This window comes from Endozoicomonas sp. GU-1 (genome assembly GCF_027366395.1).
Classification (GTDB): Bacteria; Pseudomonadota; Gammaproteobacteria; order Pseudomonadales; family Endozoicomonadaceae; genus Endozoicomonas.
In genome coordinates, this window is sequence record NZ_CP114771.1 from 4,604,160 (window position 1) to 4,619,571 (window position 15,412).

General features: G+C 46.7%; 15 protein-coding genes. 5 read left to right on the forward strand and 10 right to left on the reverse strand.

Annotated elements, in window-relative coordinates; translation table 11 throughout:
• Positions 1 to 22: 22 nt before the first annotated feature.
• The 6 genes from O3276_RS19010 to O3276_RS19035 all read right to left on the reverse strand — a co-directional run bounded on the left by O3276_RS19010 (position 23) and on the right by O3276_RS19035 (position 7,077).
• Complete coding sequence (locus O3276_RS19010; protein WP_269672724.1) at positions 23 to 1,051, reverse strand: TniB family NTP-binding protein; 1,029 nt, start codon at positions 1,049 to 1,051, stop codon at positions 23 to 25.
• Entirely contained in the window at positions 1,041 to 2,975 is a 1,935-nt protein-coding gene (locus tag O3276_RS19015) for a TnsB C-terminal domain-containing protein (protein WP_269672725.1), read from the reverse strand. Before O3276_RS19015 ends, O3276_RS19010 begins: the two co-directional genes overlap by 11 nt.
• Positions 2,935 to 3,597 carry a hypothetical protein gene (locus O3276_RS19020; protein ID WP_269672726.1) on the reverse strand — a complete coding sequence of 221 codons (663 nt, stop codon included), beginning with the start codon at positions 3,595 to 3,597 and terminating at the stop codon, positions 2,935 to 2,937. Before O3276_RS19020 ends, O3276_RS19015 begins: the two co-directional genes overlap by 41 nt.
• A 178-nt stretch (positions 3,598 to 3,775) precedes the next feature.
• Positions 3,776 to 5,668, reverse strand: a complete 1,893-nt coding sequence (parE, locus tag O3276_RS19025) for a DNA topoisomerase IV subunit B (protein WP_269676018.1) — start codon at positions 5,666 to 5,668, stop codon at positions 3,776 to 3,778.
• A 237-nt stretch (positions 5,669 to 5,905) separates the two neighbouring features.
• Positions 5,906 to 6,523, reverse strand: coding sequence for a YqiA/YcfP family alpha/beta fold hydrolase (locus O3276_RS19030; RefSeq protein WP_269672727.1), 618 nt, complete (start codon positions 6,521 to 6,523; stop codon positions 5,906 to 5,908).
• Positions 6,520 to 7,077 carry an LOG family protein gene (locus O3276_RS19035; RefSeq protein WP_269672728.1) on the reverse strand — a complete coding sequence of 186 codons (558 nt, stop codon included), beginning with the start codon at positions 7,075 to 7,077 and terminating at the stop codon, positions 6,520 to 6,522. Before O3276_RS19035 ends, O3276_RS19030 begins: the two co-directional genes overlap by 4 nt.
• A 93-nt stretch (positions 7,078 to 7,170) precedes the next feature.
• Between O3276_RS19035 and O3276_RS19040 the strand changes: the two genes are divergently transcribed.
• Positions 7,171 to 7,845, forward strand: coding sequence for an ERCC4 domain-containing protein (locus O3276_RS19040; protein ID WP_269672729.1), 675 nt, complete (start codon positions 7,171 to 7,173; stop codon positions 7,843 to 7,845).
• A gap of 31 nt (positions 7,846 to 7,876) precedes the next feature.
• On the opposite strand, the gene focA is transcribed toward O3276_RS19040, so the two are convergent.
• Positions 7,877 to 8,731, reverse strand: coding sequence for a formate transporter FocA (focA, locus tag O3276_RS19045; RefSeq protein WP_269672730.1), 855 nt, complete (start codon positions 8,729 to 8,731; stop codon positions 7,877 to 7,879).
• A gap of 319 nt (positions 8,732 to 9,050) precedes the next feature.
• Between focA and O3276_RS19050 the strand changes: the two genes are divergently transcribed.
• Entirely contained in the window at positions 9,051 to 9,557 is a 507-nt protein-coding gene (locus O3276_RS19050) for a hypothetical protein (RefSeq protein ID WP_269672731.1), read from the forward strand.
• 64 nt (positions 9,558 to 9,621) lie between these two features.
• A complete protein-coding gene (locus O3276_RS19055) occupies positions 9,622 to 9,747 on the forward strand; it encodes a hypothetical protein (protein WP_269676064.1) in 126 nt (41 codons plus the stop codon).
• A 96-nt stretch (positions 9,748 to 9,843) separates the two neighbouring features.
• On the opposite strand, the gene O3276_RS19060 is transcribed toward O3276_RS19055, so the two are convergent.
• Together O3276_RS19060 and O3276_RS19065 are read right to left on the reverse strand one after the other, a co-directional pair.
• Positions 9,844 to 11,388, reverse strand: coding sequence for an ArnT family glycosyltransferase (locus tag O3276_RS19060; RefSeq protein ID WP_269672732.1), 1,545 nt, complete (start codon positions 11,386 to 11,388; stop codon positions 9,844 to 9,846).
• Positions 11,385 to 12,419 carry a glycosyltransferase family 2 protein gene (locus tag O3276_RS19065; RefSeq protein WP_269672733.1) on the reverse strand — a complete coding sequence of 345 codons (1,035 nt, stop codon included), beginning with the start codon at positions 12,417 to 12,419 and terminating at the stop codon, positions 11,385 to 11,387. Before O3276_RS19065 ends, O3276_RS19060 begins: the two co-directional genes overlap by 4 nt.
• A 172-nt stretch (positions 12,420 to 12,591) precedes the next feature.
• On the opposite strand from O3276_RS19065, the gene O3276_RS19070 reads away from it, so the two are divergent.
• Positions 12,592 to 13,266: a response regulator transcription factor gene (locus tag O3276_RS19070; RefSeq protein WP_269672734.1), complete on the forward strand. Its 675-nt coding sequence runs from the start codon at positions 12,592 to 12,594 to the stop codon at positions 13,264 to 13,266.
• Positions 13,259 to 14,563 (forward strand): sensor histidine kinase, encoded by a 1,305-nt coding sequence (locus O3276_RS19075; protein ID WP_269672735.1) that lies wholly within the window; start codon positions 13,259 to 13,261, stop codon positions 14,561 to 14,563. The genes O3276_RS19070 and O3276_RS19075 overlap by 8 nt, the downstream gene beginning before the upstream one ends.
• A 25-nt stretch (positions 14,564 to 14,588) precedes the next feature.
• On the opposite strand, the gene O3276_RS19080 is transcribed toward O3276_RS19075, so the two are convergent.
• Positions 14,589 to 15,014, reverse strand: coding sequence for a GtrA family protein (locus O3276_RS19080; RefSeq protein WP_269672736.1), 426 nt, complete (start codon positions 15,012 to 15,014; stop codon positions 14,589 to 14,591).
• Positions 15,015 to 15,412 lie beyond the last annotated feature (398 nt).

Below are 15,412 nucleotides of genomic sequence, written 5' to 3' on the forward strand. Positions count from 1 at the left end.
AAATACCAACATAAAAAAACAATCAAAAAAAACCTGCTGATCGACCTAAGGTAAAGATGTCTCGTACACTCAACTCTCTGGAGTTTGGTAGAACTATCTTCTTCTTAGACTTATCCCAATCTGGGCTTGATTCAATCTGAACAGCTTTCATATCCTTATATTCAGGCACGAATGGATTTGGCTTAGAAGAACCAAAATGAAACCTATATAGATTATAAAATGTTTTTACATTTAAAATCCTCACTTCGGATAATGATGACGCATGAGCAATTAGCTTCATGATTAGCTTGGGGCAGCCATTACTCGATATAAATAATGGAAACAACACTTCTGGCTCAATTAAACAACCAGCATCTATTGAAAATTCTTTTTTCAATCTTGAGGATAATGTATTTAAAAAACTGCAGTATATTTCAAGACTATCTTCATCACTTATTTTAAAAGGAAACAACTCTTCGACTATTGTAAATATTGTCCCCATTTGCTGATTATTACTTTGGATACGTTGCGCCCAAGGCATACCAATACCAACGATCGGGATCTTAGTTTCCTTTATTAGAAGCTTCAACCAATCAGCAGTAAAAACAATTTCAGCACTGCTCATTGCCTGTGTTAAATGATGAAACTCATCAATGATAATCATCCTAGTCTTACAGGTGTCTCTAAGATAATCTATAAGACGCGCATTTTTGAGATCAAATGAATCACTTGAATCCCAACGAGGATCACCTATAGCCTTTAAAAAGGCTCGAATTGCTTCGTATCTTTTAGCATGGGAAGGAAGAGAAAAACGTACAATAGGTTTAATTGAATTAATTCTGTCACCTAAATCTTCTTCATAGTCAGGATAAGATTTATGAAACAATTCTGCAACCAGTGACTTTCCTAGACCACTGTCACCGATAAGCAAAAAGCATGTAGGTTCAGTAGCTCCATCAAAGCTATCGAAGCAGAATTGCAATAACTCTTTGACTCCTTTAGCTGATTCATGCCAAATAAAATATTCATTATAAATCTTTCCGTATATTTTATTATTTTTGCTACTCATCATCAAAGTTCCTTAGCTTACGCTTCCCCATTGTCTGAGTTGATAGAGACTCCAAGTCTTGATGATCTTTTCTACGACTACTTTCATTGACAGAAGCACCTTCTTTTGTTGATATTCCTCTATATTTTGCTATAGCTTTTGAAGCGGCTTTTTTACTCTTACCATCAACAAGGGTCTTTACTAATTTATTTAGCTCCACCTTTGCTGCGTGTAAATTCTCACCCTCTTTATTTGAAAGTTTCATAAAGTCATTTGCATAACGCCTAATCACTTTATGCTGCCAGTAAGTCAACCCTCCAGCATATTCAATATCAATTGCAGGAACAGAAAAATATTCACCACTAAACTTATTAAGCACATATATACAACCCATATCTTCAGGATTGTATTTAATCAGTACATTTTCATTATTTTGATATCTTGCTCTATATTCAGATAACTCTCTTGAATCATATTTAAGATAATCTATCTGAACACCGCCAACTTTCAGCATACGCTTTTCTGTTTTTCCAAGAATTATATCCAGACTATCTTTAGAAAAAATCTCTCTGGGAACTTCATTAATACTACTAACCCAAGCTTTATGCGGAACAAGTACTCGACCATTACTGATCCTAATTTCTTCATAAGGATAGATATCAACCAGCCATTTATAGAATACTGAAAGAAACTCATTAAAGGTCATAATTGCTTCTTTTTCAGGATCATATTCTTGTTTTTTGAAAATACTGGAAAATGTTTTACCTTTTATATTCTCAATAAGTCTTGCATTTTGTCGTCTAAAGAAATTTTCGATACTGCCTTTTTCCCACCCTTTTTTCACTCTTGCATAATGAAGATTTATATCAAGATCAAGACAGGCAAACTTTAAGTCTTCAGACCAAAATTCCCTGGCATTATCAACTGTAAGCTCATCCATCTTGCCGAAATATGGAAAGCTATTTTTTATATTTTGAAACTGTGATTTTAAATATGTTTTTGGCAAAAGTGCACTTTTAAGCGCTTTGGCAACAGTTAGATAACTCCCCTCATAAAATGAGATACAGACACCTAGTGGCACTCTTGAGTATTTATCAATAATCACTGTTATATAAGGTCTCCCAAGTGGTAGAAGGGTTTCATCATCAAGCAAAAAATAATCCAAGGTTGTATGATCTGCTTCCGCTCTTTGTAACACACGCTTTGGGGGTGCATGAAATTTAGTAACCCTGAACTCTTCTTTGGCCTGTCTTACTCCTTCCCTCTTTTCTTTTATTTCATAAGGAGGAATTTTCTTAATTTCTCTCTGCATTGTTGAATAAGATGGAACCGGAATATCATCATCATTCTGTTTATTGTACTCCTTTATCGCTGTTTCTAATTGTCGATGAGTTTCACTCAAGCTAATCCTTTCCTTAGTCAAATAAACCTCTTTAATAACTTCATCAATCAACTCTTGCAGTTTGCCCCTTTTTCTTTCATAGCTACCACAGTTATCCAGATGATCAATCAACCCCCTTATAGATCTTCCATTTTTTATATACTCTTTTCTCCAACGACTCACAGACCTCCAAGAGGGTGGCTTCAGATTATTATTCTCCGCTATGCTATCGATTATCACTTGAGTTTTAGGAGAAATAGAAAAAACTCCTTCTTCTTCTAAACCTTTTATAAATTTATGTCGATACTCTGCCCTTTCCTTTTCTGATTTATTATATGAATTTAAATCTTTACTCTTAGACTGAAGCCTTTCATTTCCAACAGTTTCTTCATTAATTAATTTAATACTTCCATTTTCAATACCTTCTAAAAGCTCTATTTCAGGAATCCTGATCTCTGTCTTAGAGAGTACATCTAAAGTTAGAACTATTCTGCTATTCCATGAAATAACTTCACACAGCCGATCATTATAATGAAACTGCATTCCAGATGTTAGTGTTACCTTCATCTGCGAACCTCACATACATATTTGTGGAAAACATTTTATGAACATCAAACTCTATAATCCCCTTGCTAATTAATGTATATGCATGATAGTTTACAACCTCTGGTTCGTTACCAGTCAATCTACATGCTATTTTCAGAAGTTCTTTTAACCTTACGAAATTTCCTTCATACCCAGAGAAGATATTTTTAAATAGATTCATATACTGCTCATCAATATCTGATTTTCGATAGCTTTTAAATTGCAACATATTTTGATAAAGCACGCGGTTCTTTTCAAGAAACTCATCAATAATTAAAAAATTAAAACCTTGCTTCTTTAAATCGTATTCAATAGATCCATATTTCTCTTTATCACTCTTATGGGTATTTATATCAAAAGAATCAGTTTTCACTTCAAAATACCATTCTCCATCTGAAAATGTATAAGCAAAAAAATCGGCTGTGTATTCATGACTCTCCTGATCTATGTGGTACATTATCCTTGGCGGCTGTGAAATGTAACTCTGAATTCGCGTATCAAACTCCAGAAAATGACAGAACTTATATTCATCTTCAGTCTGAAGGAACAGCACATTGTTATTCTTTCTGCTTGCGAACATCCAGTTAGAGTTCACAGCCGACATTTTAATTACTCTGCCGTGCTTATCTTTTGGTTGAAATCTCCGACTCACAAAAAAAGCCCCCTACACAGATACCTTAGTATCAAAAATAGGAGGCTTTTAAGGCTTGTCAATTTTACTGATTAAAATATTGACAAGCTTTATGACGAATTGCCAAACTTAACGATGAAATTCAAGATCATTAAGCAATTTCAACCAGATTCCCCCTGGACTCCAACCAGGTCTTACGGTCTGAACTGCGCTTCTTGGCCAGCAGCATGTCCATCCGCTGAGTCGTCTCCTGCTCATCGTCGAGAGTCAACTGAACCAAACGACGAGTGTCAGCAGACATGGTGGTTTCACGAAGCTGCAGAGGGTTCATCTCGCCCAGTCCCTTAAAGCGTTGCACATTGATCTTGCCTTTCTCTTTCTCGGCACGGATGCGTTCAAGAATGCCTTCTTTCTCCGCTTCATCCAGGGCGTAATAGACGTCTTTGGCCACATCAATCCGGTAGAGCGGAGGCATGGCCACATAAATGTGGCCGCGTTCCACCAGCGGGCGGAAGTGTTGAACGAACAGGGCGCAGAGCAGGGTTGCGATGTGCAAGCCATCGGAGTCCGCATCGGCCAGGATGCAGATTTTTCCGTAGCGCAAACCATCCAGGTTATCCGATGCCGGATCAACCCCCAGGGCTACGGAGATGTCGTGTATTTCCTGGGAGGCCAGTACTTCTGAGGAGTCCACTTCCCAGCTGTTGAGGATTTTACCCCGCAACGGCATGATGGCCTGGTACTCACGGTCACGGGCCTGCTTGGCAGAGCCGCCCGCCGAGTCCCCTTCCACCAGGAACAGTTCGGTCATGCTCAGGTCCTGACTGGCACAATCCGCCAGTTTGCCCGGCAGTGCTGGCCCCTGGGTTACTTTTTTACGGGCGACCTTCTTGGCTTTGCGCATCCGTTTCTGTGCGTTGCTGATGCAGAGTTCTGCCAGCAGTTCAGCTTCAGCGGTGTGTTGGTTCAGCCAGAGGCTAAAGGCATCTTTTGCCACACCGGAGACAAAGGCGGCACACTCTCTGGAAGAGAGGCGTTCTTTGGTCTGGCCGGAGAATTGTGGGTCTGCCAGCTTGGCAGATAATACGTAGGCGCAGTTTTCCCACAGGTCATCGCCACCGAGTTTCACCCCACGGGGCAACAGGTTCCGGAACTCACAGAATTCCCGGATGGCTTCCAGAAGACCGGTTCTCAGGCCATTCACATGGGTGCCGCCCAGCGGGGTGGGAATCAGGTTGACATAGCTTTCCGTCAGCAGTTCACCGCCCTCGGGTAACCATTGGACGGCCCAGTCTACCGCCTCACTTTCCCCTTTCAGGGAACCGGTAAAGGGTTCAGTGGGGAGCACGGCAAAGCCTCTGGTGGCACTTTTGAGATAGTCATTCAGGCCATCTTCGTAGTACCACTCGGTCACGTCTTCAGAAATCCGGTCATCAAATTCAACCCGCAGGCCAGGGCAAAGGACGGCCTTGGCCCGGAGAATATGCATTAGTCTTGGTACGGAAAATCGTGGGGAGTCGAAGTAGCTGGCATCGGGCCAGAAACGAACCATTGTTCCGGTATTGCGACGTCCGCAGGTGCCGGTTTCGTGAAGGTCTTCATCCTTGTAGCCATCTTTAAAGCTGATGGCTGAAACAACGCCGCCACGGCGAACGGTCACTTCCAGACGGCTGGAGAGCGCATTGACCACAGAGACACCCACCCCGTGCAAACCACCGGAGAACTGGTAGTTCTTGTTGGAGAATTTACCACCGGCATGCAGGCGGGTGAGAATAAGCTCAATACCCGAGATGCCATGTTCCGGATGGATATCGGTGGGCATGCCACGGCCATCATCCACTACTTCCAGAGACTGGTCTTTGTGCAGGGTGACCTTGATATGGGAAGCAAACCCTGCCAGCGCCTCATCCACACTGTTGTCGATGATTTCCTGGGCAAGATGGTTTGGCCGGGTGGTGTCGGTGTACATTCCGGGGCGTTTGCGCACCGGGTCGAGGCCACTGAGTACCTCAATCGCCTCGGCATTGTAGTCGTTCTTTACCATGAGTCCTTGCTGACTGATCGCTTTATGATGTAAGTAGCTAACCATATGAAATCATACATTTCTGACTCCTTGTTCAGGTACTCTGCTTCGTTACAACTCCGGTCACATAGCTACGGCTATGCTCCCTCCGTTGTGCCTCGCATAGCACCTGCCCAAGTAGCCAGAAATATATGATTCCATATGGCCAGCTACTTAAAGCGTGAAAATAGAGAGTGTAACGAATCGACGGTGATTTGTTCAAACGGATGTCGGAAAATCCTGTTCCAGAAAAGCAAAGATTTCTGGCAGCATTGTCTCAAAATGATCAAAGGTGTGGCTGCCATCTTCCTGTACGATCGCTCTGCATTGCTGATATTTTTCCACCGCCAGGCGGTAGTCCAGGGTTTCATCGCCCGTCTGTACCATAAGCAGCGTGTTGTCCGGTGATGCTGGTGGCTCTGTTTCCAGAAGGAGCAGCTGTTCAACATACTCTTCGGTCATCACCCAGTCGGCTCCCGTATGGAAGTTTTTCTGGGGGCCGAGAAAGGCTTCGAATCGTTCATGGGGAACAACGGCCGGGTTAATCAGCACCAGTCTTGCCTTTTTCCGGTGGCCATTATCCAGTAGCCAGCATTGCAGCCAGGTTCCCAGGAAGCCGCCAAGGGAGCTGCCAATGATGTAGATATCCCTGAGGTTCAGCGACTTTTTCAGGTGGCTCTGTAAACACTGCACAATATCCGATGGAAACACCGGCAGATCTGGTATCCATAATTCAATATCCAGCTGGTTATCCCGGACATACCCGCTGGTTTGGATAGCCTTGCTTGACTGGGATGAACTGTTCAGGCCATGCAGATAGACCAGCAGCGGCTTCATATTTTTGCCCCTATCATTCTATTCAGCAATCTATTCACCAATTCTGCCGGGGAGTGGTCAATCACCAGCTGGTCATACCAATAGCGGGTGATAAAGCCTTCATCCACGGCATTCTCCAGCCAGGCCACCAGGTGATCATAATAGCCTGCCGTATTCAGAATGGCGCAGGGTTTACCATGGTAGCCAACCTGCTTATGGGCAATTTCCTGAAACAGTTCATCCATGCTGCCAACACCACCAGACAAGGTGATAAAGCCATCCGCCAGCTCCCCCATGGTCTGCTTGCGCTGGTGCATGTCCTGCACATGGATCAGTTCGCTCAAGCCTTTATGGGCTTGCTCCTGGCCGACCAGGGCGTGGGGAATCACCCCAACCACTGTGCCACCTCCGGCGATGGCTCGATCAGCGATAGCGCCCATCAGTCCAACATTACCACCGCCATAAACGATGGTGATGCCTTGCTCTAACAGCGAGTCCACCAATGCCTCAGCAGCCTGACGGTACGCTTCCTTACGACCAGACCGGGCACCGCAGAAGATTGCCACTGACTTCATTGCTTATCCCTCTATTTCTCTGCATGGCAGTAGCAAGCATACACAATTAGCTATACTGCTGCCTGTCCTAATGATCAGAATAACGCTCATACCATGCATAATATCGTGATTGACATTGATTATCGGGAAAGGGCTTCAGGGATTGTTGACATACTGCAGGGGCGGGAAGGGATTGTTGTGAACACCGTCTCTCTTGATAGTGGGGATTATAAAATCAACAACGACTGGCTGGTTGAGAGAAAAACGCTGACCGATCTGGCGGCCTCCATTATTGATGGTCGGTTATTTCGGCAACTGAGCCATTTTTGTTTCCCTTATCGCAAAGTATTATTGATTGAGGGCACTACTGACATGTTGTGTTCATCGGGTATACGACGAGAGTCTATTCAAGGGGCTCTGGTCACAGTGTCGCTGTATTTTGGTATTCCCGTACTTCGTTCCATGAACCCGAATGAAACTGCTGCATTATTGATTATGGTGGGACGACAATGGAGCAAGTTCAGAGGGCTGATGAATTCTGCGGGTATGGGTTCCCGGCCTGTTCCATCCAAAGATCCGGTCCGGCAAACGTTAAATATGCTGCAGTGTTTGCCGGGTGTTGGCTCGCTGAAAGCCCGGGCTCTGTTGCAGAAATTCGGTTCGATTGAAGCTGTCTTGTTGAGTTCGGTTGAAGAGCTGGCACAAACCAGGGGGATTGGCAGAAAAACAGCGCAGGGCATCAAACAGATGTTGAGGCATTCCCACACTGGCAAAGCTGGAACTGAATGACCTCATCAGAGGTCATTCAGTTAAACCGTGATTAGCCTTTAACACGAAGGTGCACAAACCACTTGCTCAAACCCACCATCACACCACCACCAATGATATTACCGATGGTAACTGGCAGCAGATTCATAAAGATGTTGGCCAGGGTGATCGTGTCGAAATCGGTAGCGGTGTAACCAATGGCCTGCCAGAACTCAGGACCCGCCACAGTCTTAACCATGTAACCCATCGGAAGCAGGTACATATTGGCTACGGAGTGCTCAAAACCGGCAACCACAAATGCTGCTACCGGCAGAATGCAGGCCATCATTTTACCCGCAGCCGTGCGTGCACTCAGGGTCATCCAGTAGCACAGGCAAACCAGCAGGTTACAGAGAATACCCAGGATCAGGGCCTGGAAGAATGGATAGCCCAATTTGGCCTTGGCAATATACATGGCAGAGAGGCCTACCTGACCATTGCCACCTTCCCAGACCCCGCCACCAATAAGGAGCAGGACAAAAAGAATAGAGCCGATAAAGTTACCAACGTAAACCAGCCTCCAGTTTTTGACGATGTTACGGAACTTCAGTTTACCCGTTGCCTTGCCCATCAGCAGCAGGGTACTGCTGGTGAACAGTTCGGCACCGCAGAGCACTACGAGCATCAGGCCGGTACTGAAGACAATACCACCCACCAGTTTGGACATACCGTAAGGCATGCTTTGGGCACCGGCCATCACTACGGTATAGAACATGCCGGCAATGGCCACAAAGATACCGGCCATAATCGCCAGGATCATGGTTATCTCAGGGTGTTTTTTGGCTTTGCCTATTACTGCCTGCTCAGCCAGCTTTGCCATTTCCGCAGGAGGAACTGCACCATAGTTGGGCATATTTTGAACTTGCATGGGGTTATCCACAGCCAATCGAAGTTGGCGCTAAGTCTACCAGTGAGAAGAATCGGGTATCAGAGTGGTAAATTCATCGGGTATTGCGAAAAATACTTAGTACATGGCGTGAACACTTCATAAAATGAGTCAATGAACAAAAACAGTGCATTAAAAAATAGATAGAGTTTGTGCAAAAGAACAGTTGCTTCTTGTGATAAATACAGCGACGATAAAATGAGTTGTGTTATAAAAATGCAGTTCAATATCCACAGGCATCAAGCATACCATTTTCCGGTTCTTCACACACCTATGGAGAAAAGGATGGAGGGAAAGTGCCATGAATAGTCATCTGCTGATCATTGCCCTGGGAGTCACTGTTCTCGGCTCTGCGCAAGCAGACGACCATGGGCAGATGGCCGGTTCTGTTGAACTGCTGCCTGAGCAACACGCGGCAGACTCCCCGGATAAGCCCTCTCCCTTAGAACTAAGCAACCAATCATTAATAAGCCCGGCCGATAACGCCAGAGGCCTGCGCATTGATTATCAGCCTTTTGATAACAACTTCAGTATGTCGGCTGGCAGTTTTCGCCATGCTGCAAAAGATTCACAGAATTCACGCTACAACAACAAGACTTATCTTGGGGTAGGTTGGAAGAAAATGGTGGATCAGGCAAGGCTGGGTGTTAGGGTTGATATTGGTGCTGTTTATGAAAACAATGAGGGCAGCAATCTTGCTGCCCCTACGGTTAACAGTTTGAAATCCATCTCAAGAAACAACGTTGATGAAACGACAACTGCCCGCTGGCAGCCTGTGATCAGTTTTGGGGTTTCTTATCGTTTCTAGGTCGGACTTAACTGTAAAAGACATGTAGAATCCACACTCCAGTGACATCAGCCTTTACACCGTAATGAATAAATGGAAATTCAACCCCATTGACCGAAATACTCCCGACCTGTTTCCGGCCAGCATTCAGGATTATCTTCCTGAAGACCATATGGCTCGTTTTGTCGTTAATGTTGTTGAACAGATTTGATGATTACTCAGGAAGCTGGCTGGCTCAAGCTGGGCAATGTGAGTTTGGGCGGCACCAAAATCAAAGCGAACGCCAATAAAGCAGTGAGTTGTTTCATCATATTCTGGCTCCGTTTACAGGCTGGATAGCGTTTGTTGTCCACAGACTTCGCTCACGGCCTTCCACAATCAGCCTGAGTTGTTGCTGAACTCCGGGGGGAAGACGACGATAATCTTTTGGTTTCAGAGCCAGATAAATGGGTTGTGAAGAAGGTTCGATAACCGCTTTATCCAGTATTGCAAGAAGTGCCTCTTCGTCCCTGATTTCTATAGCTTTGCCACTGGAATAAAATTGTCCGGAGAAAGGTCGTTTCGGCCAGAAATAGAGGGCGGAGGATGAAAAATCCGGTTGCTGCCTGTACACATCGAGGATGCCTGCGGCGGAGTTTTTGTGATCCTTGATGGTGATACAGATCACCAGGATCAATAGAGGCACCAGGCTGCCGGGCAAGGCTAGCCAGTAACGGAGTTTCCGAGAATTTCCCACAGTCCGCCCAGCGGCGGACATCTTATTAACCATGTCGCCCAGGTAGTCGGCGATCAACAAAGCCAGAGCCGGAATACCCGGCAATACATATGTCCACAGGATATTACTGGCCATAGTGAAGAACAGCATCGGGCTTAACATCCAGCACCAGAGAAACAGCCGCCACTGCCGGGTCTGGTTAGCAGCCTCTGTACACTGACTGGTATGACTATCCGTCATCTGTCGACTTTTCCACCAGGCCAGGGGTAATACAATATTCCAGGGCAGGGCGGCTCCCAGCCAGAGCAGCCAGATCATGCCTTTGGGTTGAATATGGGCAGAGCCATAAAGGTCGCCCTCCCAGCCCCCTACCAGGAAACGGCGGAAATGTTCACCAACAATAAAGTAATCCAGAAAACCGGGGCTTGCCCGCTCTGCCAGAACGTACCAGGGAACGGTAATTGCCAGCATTAAACAAGTGCCTTTTATCCAGGGAAGCCTGGACCAGATAGTCAGCAACCGTTGTTCAGGCAGGCACCAGAGAAACACGGGTATTCCCGTTAAAATAAAGGTAATGGGACCTTTTGCCAGCAAGCCGATAGCCAGTCCCACAAAAAACAGGTAACCCCAGATAGCTGCACCGGGACGAAACCAGGACTGCCAGAATGACACCAGGGTCAGGGTGGTACCGGCTAACAGAACCGTATCGGTCATCACCGCACCAATGCTGATGGAAAAAACGACGGTGGTTGACAGCACAGCTGACGCCATGGCTGCCCGGATACGGTCACCCTGGTCAGCGGCCAGTTTCCAGACCAGCGCCAGTACCAGCATCCCTGTCAGAAAGTGTGGAAAACGGGCGCTGAATTCACTGACACCGAAGAGTTTGAAACTGATGGCAGAAAGCCAGGTGTAAAGGGGAGGCTTACCCCAGAACGGGACATTGTAGTCAAACTGGGGCGTAATCCAGTTGCCTGTTTCCGCCATAATACGGGCAATCTCACCGTACCGCGCTTCTGTGGTATCCATCAGCGGATAGAGACCGAGACTGATTAAGCGAACCGTCAGGGCAACCACAGCCACCATTATGGATAACTGCATCATACGTAATGCCAACGACTTCTGACTGTGCATCATGAAGCAACCCCAGTGAGACGACGACTTGCAGGTTTAATGGATTTTTTCATCACCAGGTAAAGGGGACGTTGTTTGGTTTCAATAAAAATACGCCCGACGTACTCCCCCAACAGGCCGATGGCCAGCAGCTGAACGCCGCCCAAAAACAGTGTTGCCACCATCAGTGAAGCGTATCCCGGAGGTGCGATACCCAGGGTAAGCGCCTGGAACACAATCACCAGGGCATAAAGCACCGCCAGGGTGGCGGTAAGAAAACCACCCCAGGACGCCAGCCTCAGGGGTTGAATGCTGAATGAGGTAATCCCTTCAAATGCCAGGCCAAGTAACTTAAGGTAGTTCCACTTGGTCTCTCCGGCTGCCCGGGGATCGCGATCAAAGAACAGTACTTTCTGCCGGAACCCCGGCCAGGAGAAAAGCCCTTTCATATACCGGGTCTTTTCCGGTAGTGCATTGATATGATCAACCACACGGCGACTGAGCAGGCGGAAATCACCAACATTTCCCGGGATCGGTATATCTGAGAGGCGGTTGAGCAACCGATAGAAAACGGCTGCCGACGTTTTTTTCAGCCAGCTTTCACCGTGGCGCTCACGACGGCGCATATTGATAATGTCGTAGCCTTTACGCCACATATCCACCATATCGGGAATCAGTTCCGGTGGATCCTGCAGGTCGCTGTCGATCAGGATCACTGCGCTGCCCCGGGCAGCTTCAATACCAGCGCTCATGGCGGCTTCCTTGCCAAAATTACGACTGAGCCTGATTAACGCCTGCTCGCTGGTATTCTGGGATAACAGCTGGAGTTTGCGCCATGTTTCGTCACTACTGCCATCATCAATGTAGATAATTTCCGAACCGGTGGACATGGCATCCAGAACACAAGTCAGACGACGATGAAACTGCTCAACCACCGCCGCTTCATTGAACAAAGGCACTATTATAGATAACTCAACATCCGTTTTTGATTGTTCTTTTATAAGCTGATAGTCGTATTCCTTCGACTGGTAAGAGGACATTGCATAGAGGGACATGAACATACACCCTGAATTCTAATAGATGGTCAGCATCTTAAGTGGCAGGGCGTGAAAAAAATGTCCGAGACATAAATTTCACTTTTTTTATGATAATTTCCGCCTCGGTACACCCCTGGAATGAATCAATCCATCCGAACATAAACCCAGATGCGTTGAGAGGATACGCCCTATGCGCTTACTACTGGTGGAAGATAGCCGTGATGTTGCCGGTATCCTCTTCGACTACTTTGAAGCCCTTGATTACGAGCTGGACTATGCCGCCGATGGACGACAGGGTCTGACTTTAGGCCTGGAAAACAGTTATGACATCATCCTTCTGGATGTCATGCTGCCAGGCATGGGTGGCTTCGAAATCTGCGCCGAGCTGCGCCAGCAGGGCATCACCGCCCCCATTCTGATGCTGACCGCCCGGGATACCCGGGAAGATACCTTATGTGGCTTTGGACAGGGAGCAGACGACTACGTTATTAAACCCTTCGATTTGAATATCCTGCAGGCTCGGATTGAAGCACTGGTCCGCCGGGTTCACCCGGAACGATTCCAGCAGACATTGCGCTGTGGCTCTCTGCAACTGGATATGCGCACACGGGAAGTGTTCCGCGAGGGACAGAGAATTATCCTCAACCCCACCGGATTCCGCATTCTGGCCCTGTTGGCTGGTAAAGCCCCTGCTACGGTTACCCGGGAAGAGATAAGTTATAGCCTCTGGAAGGACAATCCTCCGGATGGTGATATCCTGCGCAACCATATCTATCAACTCCGGAGCCAGGTAGACAAGCCCTTCAATAAAGCACTGATTGTCACAGTCCCCAAAACTGGTTACCGGCTTGACTGCAATGAATAACACGGGGCGTAAAGGTATTGATCAATACTCAAGGCGGTCTTTCCGATTTCAGATCACCTCGGCATTTATCCTGATGGCTTCCGTGGTTGTGCTGATTCAAATGTTTCTTTTTGGCGTGGCTATCAAGGACTCTGAAGACGCCGTGATAGAACGCCGCCTGAGCTTATACCGTGATATCGCCCTGCGTGGCTTCCAATACCATATGGATAATAACGGAGTGTTATCCATAGATTCGCTGACCACAGCCTACAAAGGGCACGGTCATTTACCGGATCATTTGCGCGAGAACATTAATCAAGGGTGGCATGGAGTTCAGGAAATCTCCCTGAACAACGACTCGGAAGAATATATGGCGCTGACAGTTTATGAACCGTCGGTAGCCAGGGACGAGCTGATTTATATTATTGAAAATATCTCCCAGCTGGAAGCCAATGAACATCAGAGTGCACTGCAAATCGGTGTATATTCCATCGTCGGTATTATTCTTTTTGCCCTGACCTGCCTTTCCATGGTTTTTATTGTTCGGAGGCTGACGGCTCCCTTAATAAAACTCAGTCATCAGCTGCATCATGCTGAATCCGACGATTTATCATTACTGGACATTCCAAAGTCCGCACCGGAAGAAGTACGACAACTGGTCACCAACCTCAATCATTACCGACAACGTCTGAAGTACCTGATTGAGCGTGAAAGATCTTTTACCAGTTTCGCAAGCCATGAACTGAGGACACCACTGACGGTTATGCGTGGAGTCGCGACATTATTGACGATCTCTACCGAACCATCGTTTATCCAGCGACAGCAGCAGCGTCTGATCAAGGCCACAACAGATATGAATGACGTTGTAGAAACCCTGCTGGGTCTTATTCGTGACGCGGGACAGGAGCACTCTGTCCCGATAAGCATTGGCAGGGAGATTCTGGAGCAGGTGCTGGAAGATAACCGTCAGCTATTGACCAGCAAAGCAGTTGATGCCGGGGTTATTCTAATCAGCAAACCCATTGTCCGGGCACCAGAATCGGTTATACGGATCCTGCTTTCTAACCTGGTGCGTAATGCAATGGCCCATACGTCCCACGGCAGTGTCACGGTGGAGGTCAATGGTCAATACCTCAGGGTCATTGATAGCGGAAGTGGCCTGAACACACAATCACAGACCCATGAAGGATATGGTATCGGACTGCTGATCGTTAATGACATATGTCGTAAATATGGCTGGACATTTTCACTGACCGGTAACAACGGGCAACCGGGCTGTACCGCATCGGTACAGTTCAATCCCGGTCCTGACCAATAGCCTCGAAATGCTACAAGGCATTTCCTCAGGTTTTCATAAAAATAAACCGCCGGGTTAACAGGTAGTTGAAAATAAGACCCACACTAATACCCAGTGCCTGAGCCAGCAGCGGCCAGTACGACAGCGGCGTAAAGTGGATCAACAGCCAGAATGTACCTACATTGGGCAGAAAACCTGCTCCCGACAGCACCATATAACTGAACCACTGCCTTATAAGGGATAAAACAGTCTGGCCTGCCAGGGTTTGCCCGTAGGTAAACACCCGGTTGCAGAGCCAATTACAGCTTGCCGCTCCCCAGAAAGCAATAAGCCGGGCATCCATCACCTCCATACCCGCTTTCATCAGGATCATTAACAACAGGCTGTCCACTACAAACCCTGATCCTCCCACTAGACAGAAACGCAGGAAATAACGCTGATGCTCCTGCCCTCGGCTGATAAATATCTGCATATCAAAAAACGCAACAATTAATGGCTTCAGGCTCCGTACCCTACATGTACCCGTGTGAAAGAAACGTCTCCGGACGCAATTTTCACATTACTGTCCTTACTGCGGCTTCACACATATGAGTGTTCAGCCTGTCCATAACAAAGTGCCAGCCTGCATTCAAACATGGCTGCCAGTATGTGGATGAAGGTCAGGATTACTATGAACGTAAGTACAAGGATCGGGTTATGAAAAACCTGAAACAAAAAGCCATGGAAATGGGATTCACTCTGGTGTCTGCTGAAACGGCCTCATAACTGGTAGCGTGCTTGTCGGCAAGTTGGGTTAAGTTACTCAGAAGAACCTCCCACATTCTCAGGCTTAGCCTGTCGCCATAAAGACCTGAACCCTCTGAACCCTGC